We start from the raw sequence: 18,515 nt of genomic DNA, 5'->3' as shown, positions 1-18,515 counted from the left end.
CCGCCCGTTTTTTTCAGGGCCCGAACAGCTCCGGCTGCGGCGGCAGCTCGTCGTGCCGGCGGAAGTTCGCCAGCCCCACGCCGACCAGGCGGTAGCGCGTGCGCACCGGCAGCTCGACCCGCGAACGCAGTTCGAGCGCGATCGCCACCACCTGGGCCAGCGAAGTCGGCGGCGCCTGCGGCGTCAGGCTGCGGGTGAGGATGCGGAAGTCGGCAGTCTTGAGCTTGAGCACCACGGTGCGGCCGCTGCGGTCGCTCTCGCGCATCGCGGCCTCCCAGGCCTTGCCCGCCAGCCGCTCGATCGCCTCGGTGGTGGCCTCCAGCGGCACATCGGTGGCGAAGGTGTCTTCCGCCGAAACCTGGGTGGTCGGACGTTCGGATTCCACGGCATGTTCGTCGATGCCCAGCGACAGCTCGTGCAGGCGCCGGCCCCAGCGGCCGAAGCGGCGCTCCAGTTCGGCGCCGCCGTGCGCGCGCAGCTGCCCGACGCTGGCGATGCCCAGCTGCGCCAGTTTCGCCTCCATCACCTTGCCCACGCCCGGCAGTTTGCCCACCGGCAGCGGCGCCAGGAAATCGAGCACCATCGCCGGCTTGATCACGAACTGGCCGTCGGGCTTGCGCCAGTCGCTGGCGATCTTGGCCAGGAACTTGTTGGGCGCGATGCCGGCCGAGGCCGTGAGCTTGGTCTCCTCGCGGATCGCGGCGCGGATGGCCTCGGCCACCGCGGTGGCGCTGGCCAGCCCCTGCTTGTTGCCGGTGACGTCCAGATAGGCCTCGTCCAGCGACAGCGGTTCGATCAGGTCGGTGTGGCGGGCGAAGATCTCCCGCACCTGGCGCGACACCGCCTTGTAGCGCACGAAATCCGGCGGTACGAACACGGCCTGCGGGCACAGCTTCTCGGCCCGCAGCGCCGGCATCGCCGAGCGCACGCCGAACTTCCGCGCCTCGTAGCTGGCCGCGCACACCACCGAGCGCGCGCCGCGCCAGGCCACCACCACCGGCCGGCCGCGCAGCGACGGGTCGTCGCGCTGTTCGACCGACGCGTAGAACGCGTCCATGTCCACGTGCACGATCTTGCGGGGGCCGGCCATGGCGCTATTCTCCTCCAGGTCGTCCACGCCGAGGGGCCCCGATGGCCGCGGATCCGCCCATCTCCACGCCTGTCCGCATTCCGGAGGCGGTCGCGCGTTATCGCGACGATTACCGCGCCGCCTGGATCCCGCCGGGCTACCGCGGCGGTGCACATGCGCTGTTCACCTTCGGCGTCGGTTCGGCGGTGCTGCTGGCCTGCCTGGCGCAGCTGCAGGACGTGCGGCCGATGGAATGGCTGGCGGTGCCGCTGTCGCTGCTGTACGCGAACCTGGCCGAGTATTTCGGCCACCGTTTCCCGATGCACCGCCCGTTCCGCGGGCTGGGCCTGGTCTACCGGCGGCATGCCGGCCAGCACCACCGCTTTTTCACCCACGAGGCGATGCCGGTGGAATCGGCGCGCGATTTCCGGGCGCTGCTGTTCCCACCGGTGCTGGTCGTCTTCTTCTTCGGGCTGTTCGGGGTGCCGGTCTGGTTCGCGCTGGAATGGCTGCTGTCGGCCAACGTGGCCTGGCTGTTCATCGCCTCGGGCCTGGCCTACTTCCTCAACTACGAGCTGCTGCACACGGCCTACCATCTGCCGCCGGAGCACTGGCTGGCGCGTCATGCGCTGGTGCGGCGGCTGCGCGGGTTGCACCAGGCGCACCACGATCCGCGGCTGATGGCGCACCACAACTTCAACATCACCTATCCGCTGGGCGACTGGCTGTTCCGCACCCGGCATCGCTCCCGAGTTTGAGGGCCCTGCGTGTGAGGTTGTTGTGCCGGGATCGCGCTAGGCGATAGGCCGCCGCGTGTGAGGTCGTTGTGCCGGGCTCGCGCTAGGCGATAGGCCGCCGTACGTGAGGGCTTTTTCCGGGAACGCCGTGAATCCATCCATGGAGGCTCTTCGAAAACGTCCATGTTTTCGAAGCCCCGGAAAAAGCCCTCACGCACGACGGCCTGCGGACCGTCCGGGCCGGGTTATCGAGCTTGAGAAGCTCGCTTGGAAAAGGCTTCTGGCATTTCCTCCGCTGACTTGCGGCTCGCCCGGATCTGTCCTTGAAGCCGATTCCACCCAATCTGCGAGCTTCCGTGCCTTCCGGGGGCACGCGCTTGTCCCATCGGCTCGCGAAGGTGAGTCGTGGCGACGACGTAGACCAGAGGGGGTACCTGAAGTGGAGGGTAGGATGCCCGCAACGGCCGCTCGTGAGTTGGGCAGGATGCCGCTCACGCCCGAGCGGGCAGGCACCCCCTCTGGTCTGCGGCGGCGCACGCCGGATCAACCGCCCTCGAGTACTTGACCTGCTTGCGAACGCAAGCGCTGTCTGCGGCGGCGCACGCCGGATCAACCGCCCTCGAGCACTTGACCTGCTTGCGAACGCAAGGGCTAAACCGCCCGGTCGCGGAGGGCGGAGCGGTAGCGGCGGCTGCAGGGCAGGGTGCTGCCGTCCTTGAGATGCAGCCGCGCGTCGCCGGTGTCGAGCGGCTCGATCATGGCGACGTGGTCGAGATTGACGATGTGGCTGCGGTGCACCCGCTGGAACCGCGCCGGGTCCAGCCGCGCCTCGAGCGCGGCGATCGTGCTGCGCAGCGGATAGTCCCGCCCGCGCACCCGCAGGTTGACGTAATTGCCCGACGCCTGCAGCGACTCGATGTCGGCTGCGGCCACCAGGAATTCCCGGCCCAGCTTGCGCACCAGGAAACGCTCCGGTCGGTCCACCGGCTCCACCGGCGGCGCATCGTCGTCTGGCGCGTCGAGCAGGCTCGCTTCGCCCTGCAGCCGGCGCAGAAGGAAACGGTAGGCCTCGATCGTCAGCACCGCGCCGAGGAAGGTCCGGGCGTCCTTGATGTACTCGTACAGCAGCTGCCGCGGCCAGTCACCGAAGTCGTAGCTTTCGCCCGCCGCCGCGTAGATCGCCTTGCGGACCCCCACCATCGCGACCACATGCAGCAGGCAGTAGGCACCGCTGGCCAGCACGTACCAGGGCAACTGCCGGCGCCAGGTGTCCAGGTGCAGTGGAAAGCGCCGGGTGAACCAGACCATGGCCGGTACCAGGAGCAGATGCACGGCATTGCTGCTGCCCTCCCAGATCGCCGGCTCGGCCGGGTGGAAGGGCAGGCCGGCCCGTGTCATCTCCATCGTCACCGTGATCGTGTTGCCGACCGCCGCCAGCAGAGCGAAGAAGACCCAGTAGCCGACCTCGACCCAGCGCCGATGCGGCAGGTAACGCTCGTAGGCAGAGGGTCTACGCGGGGCGGGGTCGGTCATGGCGTCATTCTAGGCGCCGCGCCGCCGCGGACGGTCGCGGTTCGTCCCAGGGTTCCGCCTTTCGTCCCCGGGGACGGGCGGGACATCCCCCGGCGCTGGGCGGTTGCGGGTCGCCACCCGCAGTCTGGCGGCCCTTTCCCACGGAGCGCTCCATGGAACGCCGCCACGACCTCGACGCCCTGCGTGTCCTCGCCCTGCTGTCCCTGATCGCCTACCACTGCGCCATGCTCTACGTGGCCGAGTGGGACTGGCACCTCAAGAGCAGCTACCTGCAGGACTGGCTGCAGTGGCCGATGCTGGCCATGAACCGATGGCGCATGCCCCTGCTGTTCCTGGTCTCGGGCCTGGCGATCGGGCTGTACCAGCCCTGGCGGGCGCCGGGTCGTTTCGCCCTGACCCGCACCTGGCGGCTGTTCGTCCCCCTGCTGTTCGGCATGCTGGTGACGGTGCCGGTCCAGCCCTACTGCGAAGGCGTGGCCAACGGCGACCTGGCGCCGGGTTTCGGCAGCTTCATGCTCAGCTACTGGGGCCTGCAGCCGTTTCCGCCGGGCCTGGAGCCGGGGCGCTACGACCTGACCTGGAACCACCTGTGGTACCTGGCCTACCTGTGGCTCTACACCCTGGCGCTGACGGCCCTGCTGCCGCTGCTGGAATCGGGGCCTGGCCGGCGCGTCCAGGCCTGGGCCGGGGCGCTGCGCGGGTGGCGGCTGGTGCTGTTGCCGGCGCTGCCGCTGGTGCTCTGGCTGACGGTGCTGCTGCCGCGCTACGGCGACGCCGACCGCAACTTCGTCGAGGACTGGTTCCGCAACGCCGAATATTTCACCGTCTTCCTCTACGGCTACGTGTTCGCGCGTTCGGCCGGTTTCTGGAACGAGTTGCTGCGGCTGCGCCGGCCGCTGCTGTGGGCGGCGCTGGCGATGATGGTGGTCTACGTCGGGCTGCTGAAGTCCGACGTTGTTTTCCCGGAACCGGCGGTGACGGCGATCCGGGCGCTGCGCGGCCTGTTCGTCTGGACCACGCTGCTGGCCATCCTGGCCTGGAGCCGGCAAACGCTGGACCGACCGTTCCGCTGGCTGCCCTATGCCAGCGAGGCGGTGTTCCCCTGGTACGTGATCCACCAGACCGCGACCGTGCTGATCGCGTTCTGGCTGGTGCCGATGCACCTGGGCGCGCCGCTGGAAGCCCTGCTCGTGGTGGGCGGCACGATCGTGGCCTGCTGGCTGGGCCACGAGATCGTGCGCCGCGTGGCCGTGCTGCGGCCGCTGTTCGGCCTCAAGTGGCGGGCGGGCTCAGGCCGCCCGCAGCCGGAAGCGCTCGCGGTAGTCGGCGGGCGTGAGTGAGGTCGCGCGCTTGAACAGCTTGCGGAAGCTGGAGGCGTCGCTGTAGCCGCAGCGCTCGACGATCTCGTCGAAGCTCAGCAGCGTCGTCTCCAGCAGCGCTTTGGCGCGCTCGACCCGCAGGTGCTGGATGTGGCCCAGCGGCGAGTTGCCGTAGTGCTGGCGGAAGTGCCGCAGCAGGCTGCGCTCGCTGGTGCCGCAGGCCTCGGCCAGTTCGCCGATGCTCAGCTCGCGGTGCAGCTCCTTCTGCAGGAAATGTTCGGCCTTTTCCGACAGCGAGTGGCGCGGGCGTTCGGTCAGGGCCAGGCTGATGTAGGGCGCCTGGCTCTGGCGGTCGGGGTCGATCAGCATCATGCGGCCGGTGTGCTGGGCCAGGGCCGGGTCGACCTTGCTGGCGAGCAGCTGCAGCACGTAGCTCATCACCGCGGTGCTGGCGCCGGTGGTGGTGACATTGCCGTCTTCGACCACCATGCGCTCGATGTCCACCTTCACCCGCGGGTAGCGCTTGCGGAAGGCCGCGTGCAGCCACCAGCTGGTGGTGGCTTCGCGGCCGTCGAGCAGGCCGGCTTCGGCCAGCAGGAAGGTGCCGCAGCAACTGCCGGCGATCGCGACGCCGCGCAGGTTCATGGCGCGCAGCAGCTCCATCTCGGGGCCGTAGCCCTGCACGCGCTCGAGCAGGTCCTCGGCGCTCGAATGCATGAAGCCGGGCACCAGCAGCAGGTCCAGCGCCACGTCGGGCGAGCGCACCGGGCCGACGCTCAGGCCTCCGCTGCCCGAGACGCTGCCCTGGCCGCGGGCGCCGACCAGCACGGTCTGCAGGCGCAGGGGCGTGGCGGGGTCGCGCACCTCGGCCAGCTTCTGCGCGACCCGCAGGATGTCCATCGGCCCCGTCAGGCTGGAGAGGATGCAGCCGTCCATGGCCAGCAGGCCGATGGTGAAGCGCTTTTCCGGGCGGTGCGTATCAGTGAGCGACATAGATGGTTCCCGAGTTCTGCTGCAGCCAGGCGATCAGGCCGGGCGGGAGGGCGAGGGTGGCGTCGCCGGCGGCGACCGGCTGGTCGCAGCCGACCAGGCGGATATGGCCGGGATGGCCGGCGGGCAGCGGCGTCGCCGAGGGCGCGACCAGCTGCGGGCGGCCGCGGCCGTCCAGGGTCAGCAGCCACAGGCCGCGCGGTGGAGCCTGGCCGGCGCGGCAATGCTCGGCGACGTTGAGCCGCAGTTCGCCGCCGGCGGCGGGCAGCAGGCGCCAGGCGTTGGCGCCGCGGCTGAGCACCGCGGTGTAACGCGCGCCTTCGACGAAGACGGCATCGTCCGCCGCCGGCGCCGCGGCCAGGGCGGCGGGGGCGATCAGGGTCAGGGACAGCAGGGCGGTCAGCATCAGACGTTTCATGGTCGTACTCCGTGCGGATCGGGCCGGGGCCCGGGGCAGGCACAGGGTCGCGCTGGCCGGACCGGCCCGGCAGTGGCGAAAACGACACTATGGAGGTGAATCCGGCCAAATGCACCGTCCGGGGCGATTTCCGACAGCCAGCGGGCCGCTGCAGTCCCGGGCCCGGGCGGGACCCGCCGGAAACCGGGCATTCCGGCCACCCCGGAAACAAGACGGGCCGCTTGCGCGGCCCGTCGGTTCTGCCGGGTCTGCAGGCCTCAGCCGGTGGGGCAGCCCTGGGTGTAGTGCAGGTAGCCGCGCACGGTGTCGCCCACGTCCATCACCCGCTCGACCTTGCCGCAGTCGAGCACCGGCGGCGTGTCGCCGGCGGGCAGCCAGAGCGGGCCGGCCTGTTCGGCGGGGGTCGGTTCGCCGGCCGGCGCGACCGATTCGATCTCGCCGGTTTCCAGATCGATCAGGCAGTCGAAGCGGTCCTTGCCGGCATCGCGCAACCGCACCATGGCCTTTCCGCGGTTCATCGGCCAGGCGGCCGTGACGGCTTCGGTGGCGACGCCGGCATCGAGCGCGCAGCGGTCGATCGCGTCGGAAAGTTCGGCCAGGTGCCGCGTCCATTCCGCCTCGGGTTTGGCCGAGGCCTCGAAGGCCGGCGCCGTGGCGAGGTCGAGACCGAATTCGACGCTGCAGCAGCCGCTGCCTTCGCGGCCTTCGCCCATGCGCACGACCGCACTGTAGGGCGAGGCGGGGCCGTCGGCCATCGAGTCGAAACACTGGCCGGGCGTGATCATCGCTTCCACCGCCGCTTCCGGCTCGTCCTCGGGTGCGCCGCGGAAGGCGAAGGCGCCGGTACCGGTGGCCTCGAGTTCGCCGGCCAGCGCGGTTTCGGCGTCGGGGGTCTTTAGCAGGGCGCTGCCGGCGCTGATGTCCAGGGCCCAGAAGGGTTCGTTGCCGCGGCAGAGGAAGGCGCGCGGCACCTGGCCAGCGGGTGGTTCGGCCGGTGCGGCGACGGGTTCGGCCGGTGCGGCGGCCACGGCGGGTTCGACGGCGGGCGCGGGTTCCGGCGCCGGGTCCTGGCGGCAGCCGGCGAGCGCGATCACGAGCAGCAGGGGCAGATGGGCGCGGGACATCGGCGGTCTCCTGGCGTGGGGGGGCGGCATGACCATGCCGCAGCCGCTGCGTCCGGGCAAGTTCGGCTCGCGGCTGAACGGCGCGGCATGGGCGTCAACGCGGGTCCGGCCCGGACGTTCTTGCAGGCACAGGCGGACTTCACCGCCCACTACGGAGACGATCATGTTCAAGCCCCTGTTCTGCACCGCCCTGGTCCTGGCCAGCGGCTTCGCGCTGGCCCAGTCCGGCGATGCCGACCGCGAGGCGCGCCGCGCCGAGTGGCAGGCCAAGGCCGAAGCGCGTTTCGCCGAGGCCGACACCGACCGCGACGGGCGCCTCGACCGCGTCGAAGCCCGGGCTTTCGGCGAACGTTTCAACAAGCACTTCGACCGCATCGACGCCAACAAGGACGGCGAGGTCGACAAGCAGGAGATTGCCCAGGCCCGCCAGCACATGCGCAAGGGCCGCCACGGCATGCGCGCCGGCATGGCTTACCAGCGCGGCCTGATCAAGGGCATGGACGACGATGGCGACGGCGCCATCAGTCGCGCCGAGCTGGGCAGCAAGGTGCCGCGCTGGAGCGACAACTTCGCCACCATCGACAGCAACGGCGACGGTGAACTGAGCCGCGAGGAGCTGCATGCGGCCAAGCGCGCCGCCCGCGAAGAGCGCCAGGCGTCGCGCGAGGGCTGATGCCGCGGGTGCGGGGCGGGGCGGCGTGGCCGGGGGGCCGCGCCGCCCCCTTTTTTAGAAGCGCAGGCCGGCGCTGAGGCCGTAGACCAGCGGATCGACTTCGGCGGTGCCGACATTGCCCAGCGTCTCGACCGTCACCTCGGTGTCGAAGTCGAGGCGGCGGACGTCGGCGCGCAGGAAGAAGCGGTCGGTGACGTAGTAGTCGGCGCCGAGCGTGAAGCTGATGCCGTTGGCGTTGTCGCCGTCGATGCCCAGGCCCGCCAGCGCGCCGCGGCTCTGTTCTCCGCTGACGTTGATCCAGCCGTAGCCGACGCCGACGAAGGGCCGGAACTTGCTCTCGGGCAGGAAGTGGTAATTCACGCTCAGGCTGGTCGGACGATGTTCGACCGTGGCCACGGTGCCCAGCCCCTGCAGCGAAACCTCGTGCTGGAACTTGCCCAGGCCGCTCCAGAGTTCCACCGACCACTGGTCGTTGAAGCCATAGGCGAAGCTGCCGGTCAGGCTCCAGTCATCGTTGACCGAGGCATCGGCGCCCGCGAGCGTGCCGTTGTCGGATTTGGGATCGGTGTTCTGGTAGCCGAGCGTGGCGGTGAATCCCTCGGCAGCGGCCACGGGAGACGCGAGCGCGGCGGCAAGGGCAAGGCAGGACAGGGCAAGGCGGGGCATGGAAGGACTCCTCTGGGATTCGGGGGGCGCCGGACCGGACCGGCGCGAAAGGGTGGCCCGGGGCACTTCAAGCTGCGGTGAGCCCGGCGTTGACGGCAGGTGAACATGCGACCCGCGGAACTTGTCCCGGGGTTCGCGGTCCATGGCTTCGTCAAGCCGGGCGATACCGGCCGAATGGCACAGGTGCCGGTGATTCCCCTGGTCCACACTGGCACCGCAAGTTCTCGGGTTCCGGGCGTTTCTCCCGCGGGCCCGGCAGGATTCCTCTTGCGCTCGGGTTTGGTCACCGAACCCCGCCAAGGCGCGAACAGCACGCGCGCCTCCCGCGTTTGCGCTCCCCAAAGCCCTCCGGAACCACGGAGGGTCTTTTTTTTGTCCCGTCGGGCCAATACGCCCGCGTAGGCGTGGCCGCGCACCGCGGCGCTTGGCCCCCAGTGGCCAACGGGGCGAGAATAGGGCCGAGACTCTAACGCGGGATCCAGGTGGAACCATGGCCGAGCTGAAGGAAGCGCGGGTGCCGGATATCGGCGACGACAAGGATGTGCCGGTGATCGAGCTGCTCGTGCAGCCCGGCGACACCGTGAAGAAGGACCAGGGCCTGGTGACGCTGGAATCGGACAAGGCCACGATGGAAGTGCCGGCGCCGTTCGACGGCATCGTGCGCGAGCTCAAGGTCAAGATCGGTGACGAGCTGTCGGAAGGCTCGGTGGTGGCGCTGATCGAGCCGGTCGCCGGTGCGGCCGCGCCCGCCGCCAAAGCCGGCGCCGCGCCGGCATCTGCCGCGAAGCCGGCGCCCGATGCCGCGCCGGCGGAAAAGCCGCTGCCCGCGCCCGACACCCGTCCGGCGGCGGAGGCCGCGGCGAAGACGCCGATGGCCGCGGCCCATTCCGATGCCGCGGTCGCGGCCGTCGCGCCGACCCGTTCGCCGCCGGTCGCCTTCGACGCCGATGCGCTGATGCCCGGCAAGGTGCCGCATGCCAGCCCGGCCGTGCGCTTGTTCGCGCGCGAGCTCGGCGTGGACCTGGGCCAGCTCAGCGGCACGGCCCGTGCCGGCCGGATCACAAAAGAAGACGTGCAGGCTTTCGTCAAGGCTGCGTTGGCCGGCGGCGCCGCACCGCGCGCCAGCGGCGGTGGCGGCGGGCTGGACCTGATTCCGTGGCCGAAGGTGGACTTCGCGAAGTTCGGTCCGGTCGAAAGCCGTCCGCTCACCCGCATCCAGAAGCTCAGCGGCGCCAACCTGGCCCGCAACTGGGCGATGATCCCACACGTCACCCAGCACGACGACGCCGACATCACCGAGATGGAGGCCTTCCGCAAGAAGCTGGGCGAAGAGAACAAGGACACCAAGGTCACGCCGCTGGTCTTCCTGATCAAGGCCGCCGTCGCCGCGCTGAAGAAATTCCCGAACTTCAACGCCTCGCTCGAGGGCGAGAACCTGGTGCTCAAGCAGTACTTCCACATCGGCATCGCCGTGGACACGCCCGACGGCCTGGTGGTGCCGGTGATCCGCGACGCCGACCGCAAGGGCCTGCTGGAGCTGGCGAAGGAGCTGGGCGAGATCAGCGCCAAGGCGCGCGAAAAGAAGCTGACGAGCGCCGACATGCAGGGCGGGTGTTTTTCGATCAGCTCGCTGGGCGGCATCGGCGGCACCGCGTTCACCCCGATCATCAACGCGCCGGAGGTCGCCATCCTGGGCGTGTCGCGCAGCGCGACGAAGCCGGTCTGGAACGGCAAGGACTTCGAGCCGCGCCTGATGCTGCCGCTGAGCCTGAGCTACGACCACCGCGTGATCGACGGCGCCGCCGCCGCGCGCTTCACCGCCTACCTGGCCCAGGTGCTGGGCGACCTGCGCCGGCTGCTGCTCTGATGCCCCATCCGCTGCCCGCGGTTCCCGGCCAGCCGCCGGCGCGCGTGCGCGTCGCGGCGGTGCAGTACGGCCAGCGCAGGGTGGCGGGTTTCGACGGTTTCGCGGCGCAGGTGGAGGAGTTCGTGCGGGTGGCTGCGGATTACGGCAGCGACTTCGTGGTCTTCCCCGAACTGTTCACCCTGCAGCTGCTCAGCGCCGAGCCGCGCATGCTCGATCCGGCCGCGGCGATGGAGCGCCTGAGCCAGCACACCGGCGAGTTCACCGCGCTGCTGCAGCGGCTGGCCAGGCAGTACCGCGTCCATGTGGTCGGCGGCACGCACCCGACCCGCACGCCCGAGGGCACGCTGCGCAACATCTGCTACGTCGCCACCCGCGACGGCAAGCTGCACCGGCGCGACAAGCTGCACATCACCCCCAGCGAGCAGGGCAGCTGGGCGGTCGGCGGCGGCGACAGCGCCGGCGTGATCGAGACCGACGCCGGCCCGGTCGGCGTCATGGTCTGCTACGACAGCGAATTCCCCGAGCTCGGGCGGCACCTCACCGACCAGGGCGCGCTGATCCTGTTCGTGCCCTACTGCACCGACCTGCGCAGCGGCCACCTGCGGGTGCGCTACAGCTGCCAGGCGCGCGCGGTCGAGAACCAGGTCTACGTGGTCGCGGCCGGAAACGTCGGCCACTGCCCGAACGTCGCCAACTTCGACATCCAGTACGCGCAGTCGGCGGTGTACACGCCCTGCGACGTGCCGTTCCCGCCCGAGGGCATCGCCGCGGAGGCGGCGCCGCAGGTGGAACAGCTGGTCTTCGCCGACCTCGACCTGGCCGCGCTGCAGCAGGCCCGCCGCGACGGCACGGTGAAGAACCTGATCGACCGCCGCCCCGAGCTGTATGCGCAGTGGCGCGGTGAAACGAACTGATCCGAACATTTGATCCAGGACGGTGCGCCCGGCGCGCCAGGCTCAAGGAGAACCACATGGCCAAGATCGAACTGCGGGTGCCCGACCTGGGCGACGACAAGGATGTGCCGGTCATCGAACTGCTGGTCGCGGTCGGCGACACCGTGAAGAAGGACCAGGGCCTGGTGACGCTGGAGTCGGACAAGGCGACGATGGAAGTGCCGGCGAGCGCCGCCGGAAAGATCGTCGAGTTGAAGGTGAAGCTGGGCGACACGGTGTCGGCGGGTGATGTGATCGCGATTGCCGAGGGCGAAGGCGCGGCCGTCGAAGCCCCGAAGACGAGTGCGCCCGCGGCCGCGGCGACGCCCGCTCCGGCGAAAAGCACCCCGGCGCCCCAGCTCGCTCCCGCAGGGGGCGCTGCGTCCGCGGCGGCCGCGCCGGTCGCGTCGCCCGGCGTTGGACGCAAGGCCGACATCGAATGCCGCATGCTGGTGCTGGGCGCCGGCCCGGGCGGCTACACGGCGGCCTTCCGCTCCGCCGACCTGGGCATGGACACCGTGCTGGTCGAGCGTTACGCGAGCCTGGGCGGCGTCTGCCTCAACGTCGGCTGCATCCCGTCCAAGGCCCTGCTGCACGCGGCCGAAGTGCTGACCGAGGCGAAACACGCCGCCGATTTCGGCATCAGCTTCGGCGAGCCGAAGATCGACCTGGACAAACTGCGCGCGCACAAGGACAAGGTCGTCGGCCAGATGGTCAAGGGCCTGTCGGGCATGGCCAAGGCGCGCAAGGTGCGCACGGTCACCGGCACCGGCGTGTTCGTGTCGCCCAACGAGATCGAAGTGACCGGCGACGAGGGCAAGAAGCTGGTTCGCTTCGAACACTGCATCATCGCCGCCGGCTCCCAGCCGGTGAAGCTGCCGGGTTTCCCCTGGGACGATGCGCGCGTGATGGACTCCACCGACGCGCTGCTCTTGGTCGACATCCCGAAGCAGCTGCTGGTGGTCGGCGGCGGCATCATCGGCCTCGAGATGGCCTGCGTGTACTCCGCGCTCGGCAGCCAGGTCACCGTGGTCGAGTTCATGCCGCAGCTGATGCCGGGCGCCGACCCCGACCTGGTCAAACCGCTGGCCGACCTGCTCAGGAAACGCGGCGTCGCCGTGCACCTGGGCTGCAAGGTCGCCAAGGTGGACGCGAAGAAGGACGGCCTGCACGCCAGCTTCGAAGGCGAATCGGTGCCGGCGAACACGAAGTACGACCGTGTGCTGGTGTCGGTGGGCCGCACGCCCAACGGCGGCAAGCTCGACGCCGGCAAGGCCGGCGTGGTGGTCAGCGACCGCGGCTTCATTCCGGTGGACCGGCAGATGCGCACCAATGTGCCGCACATCTTCGCCATCGGCGACCTGGTGGGCCAGCCCATGCTGGCGCACAAGGCCACGCACGAAGGCAAGCTCGCCGCCGAAGTCGCCTTCGGCGAAAAGAAGGAATGGGTCGCCCGCGTGATCCCGTCGGTGGCCTACACCGACCCCGAGATCGCCTGGGTCGGCGTCACCGAAACCGAAGCCAAGGCCAAGGGCCTGGCGATCGGCGTCGCCAAGTTCCCCTGGGCGGCGTCGGGCCGCGCGGTCGGCATCGGCCGCACCGAAGGGTTCACCAAGCTCATCTTCGACGAACACACCGACCGCATCATCGGCGCCGGCATCGTCGGCGTGCACGCCGGCGACCTGATCGCCGAACTGGCGCTGGCGATCGAGATGGGCTGCGAAGCCGCCGACATCGGCCACACCATCCACCCGCACCCGACGCTTAGCGAGTCGGTGGGCATGGCGGCCGAGATCCAGGAAGGCAGCATCACCGACCTCTACATCCCGAAGAAAAAATGAAGACGATCCTGTGCTTCCTGCTGGTCCTGTGCGCCACGCCGGCGCTGGCCTGTTCCTGCCTGGCGGATGAGCGCACGCTGGAGCAGCGCGTGGACGCCGCCGAGCGCGTCGTCCGCGTCCGGATCGTGGCCGCCGAGCTGGCGGGGGATCCCGGGCCCACGGCGGAGGCCTTCGAGCGCTGGGAACAGGAGCGGATCAGCTACCGCCTGCGTGCGATCGAAACCCTCAAGGGAGCCGACCAAACCCTTCCCCGGCTGGTCGGCCTGGCCGGCACCGGCGGCGGCGACTGCACCGTTCGCCTCGAGGTCGGTCGCGACCTGATCCTGTTCATCGGGGCGGGCGAACAGGAAATCAGCTTCAGCCAGTGCAGCCAGCCCTACGAGCTGCTGCCGTGGTACGAGGATTCGACGCTCCTGCTCGAATCCGTCCGCCAGTACGCCCGCGACCGCACGCCGATCCACGCCTGCGACAACCTGCGTTCGGCCGCATGGGAGCGCACCGCGGAGTGCGAGGCGCGGCAGGAAGACTGGTCGCGGCGTCGCGAGCAAGAATCCAGCGCAGGGTCGTGACACAACCCGATCCGTCCGGCCTTCCGGAGACCAGATGAAAGACGCCCCGGCGCGGACCGCCGGGGCGCCCGAACCTGCCGCGGCGCTCCTGCCCCGGTGCGTGGGGCGGCAAGGGTCGAGGGGTGGAAACTAGATCCGCAGCGGCTGCAGCGACCGCGCGGCGCGCCGGGCTTCGATGCGCCGCCAGACCTTTTCGTGGAAGTAGTAGGCCACGGTGTTCACAGCGGGCTCGACCAGGGCCATTACGCTGCCGACCACGACGCTGCCGGTGAGCGCATAACCGACGCCAAAGGCGACGGTGAAATGCACGGCGGCGAAAGACAGGGTCTTGGTCATGGCGGCACTCCGGTGTTTCCGTGGCCAAGATGCTGGCCCCGCACCGCCGGCCCGTCCATTCGATTGTTCGGATTCCCCCGATTGGCATTGCCTATCGTGGGTTTGCGGGGTTGGATTCTGCTTGGCGCCGGGCTTGTTCCCGGCGATAGGCCGCCGTACGTGAGGGCTCTTTCCGCGGACGCCGTGAATCCATCCATGGAGGCTCTTCGAAAACCTCCATGTTTTCGAAGCCGCGGAAAGAGCCCTCACGTACGGCGGCCTGCGGACCTTCCGGGCCGGTCTATCGAATCTGTGAAGCTTGCTGGGACATGGCTTCTGGCATCTCCGTCGTTGGCTTGCGCCTCGCCCGGATCCGCCCTTCAAGCCGATCCCGTCCAATGTGCGAGCTTGCGTGCCTTCTGAGGGCACGCGCTTATCCCATCGGCTCGCCTCGACGATCCGTGGCGACGACGTAGACAAGAGGGGGTCCCTGAAGTGGAGGGCAGGATGCCCGCAACGGCCGCTCGTGAGTTGGGCAGGATGCCGCTCACGCCGGACAGGAGTCCAAGTGCCGCGAAGGGCAGGATGCCCGAGAGCGGCCGCCCGAGCGGGCAGGGACCCCCTCTTGTCTACGGCGACGCACGCCGGATCACCCGCCAGCGAGAACTGGATCTACTTGCGCCAGCAAGTCCTAGACAAAGGCGAGATAGCAGACCACGCAGAGAACGACCACGCCGACCAGGTCCAGCACCGCGCCCTCCCGCAGCATGCGCTGCGCATCGACCTCGCCACTGCCATAGGCGATCGCATTCGGCGCCGTCGCCACCGGCAGCATGAAACCGACGCTCGCGGCCAGCACCGCCGGGAACATGAAGAGCGCCGGATCAACGTCCACCGCCATTGCCGTCGCTGCCAGGATCGGCATCAACAGCACCGCCGTGGCGGTGTTGCTTGCGATCTCAGACAACAGCACCACCCCGCCGACGATGCCCAGCAGCAGCAGCGGCAAGGGCAGTGTGTTGAGCCCCGACAGCCCCTGCGCGACGGCGCTGCTCAGGCCCGAACTCTGGAATGCCGCGGCCAGCGCGATGCCGCCGCCGAACAGCACCAGCGCGCCCCAGGGAACCCGCTCGGCGGTTTCCCAGTCGAGCAGCCGGCCGCCGCGCCCGTCGGGGATCACGCACAGCGCGACCACGGCGATCAGCGCGACGCTGGCGTCGTTGGCGCCGGGCAGCCCCAGCAGCGCGCTCCAGCCGCCGAAAGGTTCGCCGCGAAAGATCCAGGCGGCGGCGGTGAGCGCGAACACCGCCATCACGCGTTTTTCCGCCCGCGTCCATGCCCCGGATTCCGGCAGCTGCGCCGCCGGCGCGCCCGCCAGGTCGCGGCCGAGCCACAGTGCCATCAGCGGCAGGAACAGCAGCACCACCGGCACGCCGATCGTCATCCAGTCCAGGAAGCCGTAGGCCTGGCCGGTGGTTTCGGCGTAGACCTGCATGAAGACCAGGTTGGGCGGCGAACCGATCGGCGTGCCCAGGCCGCCGACGCTGGCGGCGTAGGCGATCGAGAGGATCAGCGGCGCGTGCAGGCGGCGGTCGGCATAGGTCTCGAGGATGGCCAGCGCGACCGGCAGCATCAGCAGCGTGGTCGCGGTGTTGGAGATCCACATGCTGATGAAGCCGGTGGCGAAGATGAAGCCCCAGAGCAGGCTGCGGCCGCTGCCGCCGCCGAACGCGCGCACCATCGTCAGCGCCAGGCGCCGGTGCGCGCCGCTGCGCTCGAGCGCGCGCGAGAGCATGAAGCCGCCGCCCAGCAGCAGGATCAGTTCATGGCCGTAACTCTGTGCCACCTGCTTGGCATCCAGCACGCCCAGCAGCGGCAGCACCGCCAGCGGCAGCAGCGCGGTGACAGGCCCCTTCACCGGCTCCAGGATCCACCACAGCGCGCACCAGGAAGTCAGCGCCACGGTGACGGCCATTGCGTGCCCGGCGCCCTGTCCGTGCAGCACCAGATAGGCGGCCGCGGCCAGCGCCGGGCCGGCAGGCAGGGCGAAACGCTGCAGGCTCGAGGTCACGTGGGCTCCGCGTCGGCGATCCGGGGCGGCCACCATACAACGGCGGGCGGCGCGTCCGGCAGTCGTCGGGACCGGTTGGCCGGCGATGGGCCCGCAACGCGGTCTGTCTATAATCGACTCTGGAATCGCCCCGGAGTCGCGCCGATCATGCCCCCTGCTGTCCAGACGCTGGCGCAACGCGCCGCCAAGGAGTTCGCTGATTTCATCCGGCTCGAATCCTTCGGCGGCATGCTGCTGGTGATCACCGCGGCGCTGGCGCTGATCGCGGCCAACTCGCCGCTGTCGGGGCTCTACGCCGAACTCTTCCATCTGCCGGTCCAGGTCCGCGTCGGCGCGCTGAACATCGACAAGCCGCTGTTGCTGTGGATCAACGACGGCCTGATGGCGGTTTTTTTCCTGCTCGTGGGTCTGGAACTCAAGCGCGAGATGATCGACGGCCAGTTCGCCGACCGCGCCCAGATCGTGCTTCCGGCGGCCTGCGCCGCGGCGGGCATGATCGTTCCCATGGGCATCTATGCCTGGATCAACCGCGGCGACCCGGTGGCGATGGCGGGCGTGGCGATTCCCGCCGCCACCGACATCGCCTTCGCGCTGGGCATCTTGGCCCTGCTCGGCAGCCGCGTGCCGTTGGCCCTGAAGATGCTGCTGACCGCGATCGCGGTCGCCGACGACCTGGGCGCGATCATCATCATCGCCGTCTACTACACCAGCGACCTGTCGATGTTTTCGCTGGGTGTGGCCCTGGCCGCTCTCGCCGCGCTGGCCTTGATCAGCCGCCTGGGCGTGACCCGGCTTTCGGTCTACCTGGTGATCGGCGTGGTGATGTGGGTGGCGATGCTCAAGTCTGGCGTGCACGCGACGCTGGCCGGGGTGATGCTGGGCATGACCATCCCGATGCGCGGCGGCCCGGAGGAAGAAGGGCCGCTGGAGGCGCTCGAGAACGCGCTGCATCCCTGGGTGGCGTACGGCATCCTGCCGCTCTTCGCCTTCGCCAACGCCGGCGTGTCGCTGGCAGGTCTGGGCCTGGAGAGCCTGTTGGAGCCGGTGCCGATGGGCATCGCGCTGGGCCTGTTCGTCGGCAAGCAGGTCGGCATCTTCGCCACCGCCGCGGCCCTGATCGGCCTGGGACTGGTGCGCCGGCCCGAAGGGGTGACCTGGGGCGGGCTGTACGGCATGTCCGTCCTGTGCGGCATCGGTTTCACCATGAGCCTGTTCATCGGCGCGCTGTCCTTCGACGCCAGCCACGCCGATCTGCTGGTGGCGAACCGCATCGGCATCCTGGCGGGTTCACTGGTGTCGGCCGTCGTCGGCTATTTCGCGCTGGCATGGCTGCTGCCGCGCCGCAGCCCATGAAACGCTGGCTGGTTTTCGGGCTGAGCGGGCAGGTCGGAGCCGCCCTGCGCGAACAGCTGATGCCCGGAGAGGCGGACATCCTGGCGATTTCCCGCCAGCCGCAGGAGGACCTGCCCGGATTGCGCTGGCGCCGGGCCGGCTACTGGGACGCCTTCGACTATCAGGGCCAGTTCGATGCCGTGGTCAGCCTCGGGCCGCTGGACGTGTTCGCCCGATGGCTCGAAGCCGACTCCGGACTGGCGCCGCCCCGACTGGTCGCACTGGGTTCGACCAGCGTGCACAGCAAGCTGGCGTCGCCGGATCCTTCCGAGCGCGGGCTGGCGCTGCGCCTGGCCGATGCCGAGGCCAGGCTGGCCGACTACTGCCGCGAGCATGGTTGCGCGTTGAGCCTTCTGCGGCCGACCCTGATCTATGGCGGCGGTGAGCGCAGCCTGAGCCGGATCGTTGCTCTGGCCCGGCGCTGGCGCTATGTCCCCCTGCCCACGGATGCCACGGGCCTGCGTCAGCCGGTGCATGCCGGCGACCTGGCTGCCGCCGTGCTCGGCTGCCTGCGTGCGGAACGGCCGGTCCCCGGCAGCTACGACCTGCCGGGCGGCGAGACCCTTTCCTATGGCGAGATGATCCGGCGCACGCTGGCGGTCACCGTGCCCGATGCCCGCCTGGTGCGCCTGCCGGGCTTCCTGTTCCGGTCCGGGATGCGGGCGCTGGCCGCCGTCGGCGCGGCGGACGTCGGCGAGGGTCATCTGGCCCGGCTGGACCGGGACCTGGTCTACGACGACACGCCGGCGCGGCGGGATCTCGGCTATTCGCCCCGGCCGTTCCGTCCGGAAGCCGCCATGTTCAAGGGCTGATGCTGCGTCGCAGCAGACCGTATGGACAGGGACCATACGCGGGAGCATTGCCATTTCGTAACGAACATTTAATATGCCTAGAGGAAATGCTCTAGAGTCTGGGGGGAGCCAGAACGTTATGAAGAACAGTTCCATCACGACGCGCTCACGGCCGTCGATTCCGCCCGCCGCCGCCGGCGGTGCTCCG

The 18,515-nt window shown here is 69.9% G+C and carries 17 protein-coding genes; 9 read left to right on the top strand and 8 right to left on the bottom strand.

Annotated elements, in window-relative coordinates:
• Positions 1–13 precede the first annotated feature (13 nt).
• Positions 14–1,090, bottom strand: a complete 1,077-nt coding sequence (dinB, locus tag E1B00_RS07725) for a DNA polymerase IV (protein ID WP_139447254.1) — start codon at positions 1,088–1,090, stop codon at positions 14–16.
• Between the two features lie 41 nt (positions 1,091–1,131).
• Between dinB and E1B00_RS07720 the strand changes: the two genes are divergently transcribed.
• Positions 1,132–1,827 carry a sterol desaturase family protein gene (locus tag E1B00_RS07720; RefSeq protein WP_139447252.1) on the top strand — a complete coding sequence of 232 codons (696 nt, stop codon included), beginning with the start codon at positions 1,132–1,134 and terminating at the stop codon, positions 1,825–1,827.
• Positions 1,828–2,457: 630 nt separating this feature from the next.
• Here the strand turns inward: E1B00_RS07720 and E1B00_RS07715 are convergent.
• Positions 2,458–3,339, bottom strand: a complete 882-nt coding sequence (locus E1B00_RS07715; RefSeq protein ID WP_139447250.1) for a LytTR family DNA-binding domain-containing protein — start codon at positions 3,337–3,339, stop codon at positions 2,458–2,460.
• 152 nt (positions 3,340–3,491) lie between these two features.
• Here E1B00_RS07715 and E1B00_RS07710 point away from each other — a divergent pair, with 152 nt between their 5' ends.
• Positions 3,492–4,679: an acyltransferase family protein gene (locus E1B00_RS07710; protein ID WP_139447248.1), complete on the top strand. Its 1,188-nt coding sequence runs from the start codon at positions 3,492–3,494 to the stop codon at positions 4,677–4,679.
• On the opposite strand, the gene E1B00_RS07705 is transcribed toward E1B00_RS07710, so the two are convergent.
• From E1B00_RS07705 to E1B00_RS07695, 3 genes are all read right to left on the bottom strand, one after another.
• Complete coding sequence (locus E1B00_RS07705; RefSeq protein ID WP_139447246.1) at positions 4,629–5,651, bottom strand: GlxA family transcriptional regulator; 1,023 nt, start codon at positions 5,649–5,651, stop codon at positions 4,629–4,631. The genes E1B00_RS07710 and E1B00_RS07705 overlap by 51 nt on opposite strands.
• Positions 5,638–6,066 carry a hypothetical protein gene (locus tag E1B00_RS07700; RefSeq protein ID WP_139447244.1) on the bottom strand — a complete coding sequence of 143 codons (429 nt, stop codon included), beginning with the start codon at positions 6,064–6,066 and terminating at the stop codon, positions 5,638–5,640. Before E1B00_RS07700 ends, E1B00_RS07705 begins: the two co-directional genes overlap by 14 nt.
• Positions 6,067–6,323: 257 nt before the next feature.
• Positions 6,324–7,190 carry a hypothetical protein gene (locus E1B00_RS07695; protein ID WP_176693160.1) on the bottom strand — a complete coding sequence of 289 codons (867 nt, stop codon included), beginning with the start codon at positions 7,188–7,190 and terminating at the stop codon, positions 6,324–6,326.
• A 163-nt stretch (positions 7,191–7,353) separates the two neighbouring features.
• Here E1B00_RS07695 and E1B00_RS15595 point away from each other — a divergent pair, with 163 nt between their 5' ends.
• The gene (locus E1B00_RS15595; RefSeq protein ID WP_176693159.1) at positions 7,354–7,863 is read left to right on the top strand and encodes an EF-hand domain-containing protein; all 510 of its coding nucleotides are present in this window, start codon (positions 7,354–7,356) and stop codon (positions 7,861–7,863) included.
• A gap of 54 nt (positions 7,864–7,917) precedes the next feature.
• On the opposite strand, the gene E1B00_RS15590 is transcribed toward E1B00_RS15595, so the two are convergent.
• Positions 7,918–8,529 (bottom strand): OmpW/AlkL family protein, encoded by a 612-nt coding sequence (locus E1B00_RS15590; protein ID WP_176693158.1) that lies wholly within the window; start codon positions 8,527–8,529, stop codon positions 7,918–7,920.
• A gap of 490 nt (positions 8,530–9,019) precedes the next feature.
• Between E1B00_RS15590 and E1B00_RS07680 the strand changes: the two genes are divergently transcribed.
• Genes E1B00_RS07680 through E1B00_RS07665 form a run of 4 tightly spaced genes read left to right on the top strand, consistent with a single transcriptional unit; the run spans position 9,020 to position 13,738 of the window.
• On the top strand, positions 9,020–10,396 hold the full coding sequence (locus E1B00_RS07680; RefSeq protein WP_139447236.1) for a dihydrolipoyllysine-residue acetyltransferase: 1,377 nt from the start codon (positions 9,020–9,022) through the stop codon (positions 10,394–10,396).
• Positions 10,396–11,310 (top strand): carbon-nitrogen hydrolase family protein, encoded by a 915-nt coding sequence (locus E1B00_RS07675; protein WP_139447234.1) that lies wholly within the window; start codon positions 10,396–10,398, stop codon positions 11,308–11,310. The genes E1B00_RS07680 and E1B00_RS07675 overlap by 1 nt, the downstream gene beginning before the upstream one ends.
• 56 nt (positions 11,311–11,366) lie before the next feature.
• Entirely contained in the window at positions 11,367–13,169 is a 1,803-nt protein-coding gene (gene lpdA / locus E1B00_RS07670) for a dihydrolipoyl dehydrogenase (protein WP_139447232.1), read from the top strand.
• A complete protein-coding gene (locus E1B00_RS07665) occupies positions 13,166–13,738 on the top strand; it encodes a hypothetical protein (protein ID WP_139447231.1) in 573 nt (190 codons plus the stop codon). Before lpdA ends, E1B00_RS07665 begins: the two co-directional genes overlap by 4 nt.
• Before the next feature lie 129 nt (positions 13,739–13,867).
• Here E1B00_RS07665 and E1B00_RS07660 read toward each other — a convergent pair whose 3' ends face one another.
• Both E1B00_RS07660 and E1B00_RS07655 read right to left on the bottom strand, forming a co-directional pair.
• On the bottom strand, positions 13,868–14,074 hold the full coding sequence (locus E1B00_RS07660) for a DUF2061 domain-containing protein (protein ID WP_139447229.1): 207 nt from the start codon (positions 14,072–14,074) through the stop codon (positions 13,868–13,870).
• A gap of 670 nt (positions 14,075–14,744) precedes the next feature.
• Positions 14,745–16,124: an SLC13 family permease gene (locus E1B00_RS07655; RefSeq protein ID WP_176693157.1), complete on the bottom strand. Its 1,380-nt coding sequence runs from the start codon at positions 16,122–16,124 to the stop codon at positions 14,745–14,747.
• 147 nt (positions 16,125–16,271) lie between these two features.
• Here E1B00_RS07655 and nhaA point away from each other — a divergent pair, with 147 nt between their 5' ends.
• Both nhaA and E1B00_RS07645 read left to right on the top strand, forming a co-directional pair.
• Complete coding sequence (gene nhaA, locus E1B00_RS07650; RefSeq protein ID WP_139447225.1) at positions 16,272–17,477, top strand: Na+/H+ antiporter NhaA; 1,206 nt, start codon at positions 16,272–16,274, stop codon at positions 17,475–17,477.
• Positions 17,474–18,328, top strand: coding sequence for an NAD-dependent epimerase/dehydratase family protein (locus E1B00_RS07645; RefSeq protein WP_139447223.1), 855 nt, complete (start codon positions 17,474–17,476; stop codon positions 18,326–18,328). The genes nhaA and E1B00_RS07645 overlap by 4 nt, the downstream gene beginning before the upstream one ends.
• Positions 18,329–18,515: the final 187 nt, after the last annotated feature.

It is taken from the genome of Arenimonas terrae (assembly GCF_006265115.1).
Taxonomy (GTDB): domain Bacteria; phylum Pseudomonadota; class Gammaproteobacteria; order Xanthomonadales; family Xanthomonadaceae; genus Arenimonas; species Arenimonas terrae.
Note: the sequence above shows the minus strand (reverse complement) of the source record. Positions and strands in the feature narration are given on the sequence as shown.

What these genes read in the sequence shown, in the direction of transcription:
- E1B00_RS07710 (WP_139447248.1), top strand. Translation starts at nt 3,492, where the DNA reads ATGGAACGCCGCCACGACCTCGACGCCCTGCGTGTCCTCGCCCTGCTG.
- E1B00_RS07665 (WP_139447231.1), top strand. Translation starts at nt 13,166, where the DNA reads ATGAAGACGATCCTGTGCTTCCTGCTGGTCCTGTGCGCCACGCCGGCG.
- lpdA (WP_139447232.1), top strand. Translation starts at nt 11,367, where the DNA reads ATGGCCAAGATCGAACTGCGGGTGCCCGACCTGGGCGACGACAAGGAT.
- E1B00_RS15595 (WP_176693159.1), top strand. Translation starts at nt 7,354, where the DNA reads ATGTTCAAGCCCCTGTTCTGCACCGCCCTGGTCCTGGCCAGCGGCTTC.
- E1B00_RS07680 (WP_139447236.1), top strand. Translation starts at nt 9,020, where the DNA reads ATGGCCGAGCTGAAGGAAGCGCGGGTGCCGGATATCGGCGACGACAAG.
- E1B00_RS07705 (WP_139447246.1), bottom strand. Translation starts at nt 5,651, where the DNA reads ATGTCGCTCACTGATACGCACCGCCCGGAAAAGCGCTTCACCATCGGC.
- E1B00_RS07715 (WP_139447250.1), bottom strand. Translation starts at nt 3,339, where the DNA reads ATGACCGACCCCGCCCCGCGTAGACCCTCTGCCTACGAGCGTTACCTG.
- E1B00_RS07700 (WP_139447244.1), bottom strand. Translation starts at nt 6,066, where the DNA reads ATGAAACGTCTGATGCTGACCGCCCTGCTGTCCCTGACCCTGATCGCC.
- E1B00_RS07675 (WP_139447234.1), top strand. Translation starts at nt 10,396, where the DNA reads ATGCCCCATCCGCTGCCCGCGGTTCCCGGCCAGCCGCCGGCGCGCGTG.
- E1B00_RS07695 (WP_176693160.1), bottom strand. Translation starts at nt 7,190, where the DNA reads ATGTCCCGCGCCCATCTGCCCCTGCTGCTCGTGATCGCGCTCGCCGGC.
- E1B00_RS07645 (WP_139447223.1), top strand. Translation starts at nt 17,474, where the DNA reads ATGAAACGCTGGCTGGTTTTCGGGCTGAGCGGGCAGGTCGGAGCCGCC.
- dinB (WP_139447254.1), bottom strand. Translation starts at nt 1,090, where the DNA reads ATGGCCGGCCCCCGCAAGATCGTGCACGTGGACATGGACGCGTTCTAC.
- E1B00_RS07720 (WP_139447252.1), top strand. Translation starts at nt 1,132, where the DNA reads ATGGCCGCGGATCCGCCCATCTCCACGCCTGTCCGCATTCCGGAGGCG.
- E1B00_RS15590 (WP_176693158.1), bottom strand. Translation starts at nt 8,529, where the DNA reads ATGCCCCGCCTTGCCCTGTCCTGCCTTGCCCTTGCCGCCGCGCTCGCG.
- E1B00_RS07660 (WP_139447229.1), bottom strand. Translation starts at nt 14,074, where the DNA reads ATGACCAAGACCCTGTCTTTCGCCGCCGTGCATTTCACCGTCGCCTTT.
- nhaA (WP_139447225.1), top strand. Translation starts at nt 16,272, where the DNA reads ATGCCCCCTGCTGTCCAGACGCTGGCGCAACGCGCCGCCAAGGAGTTC.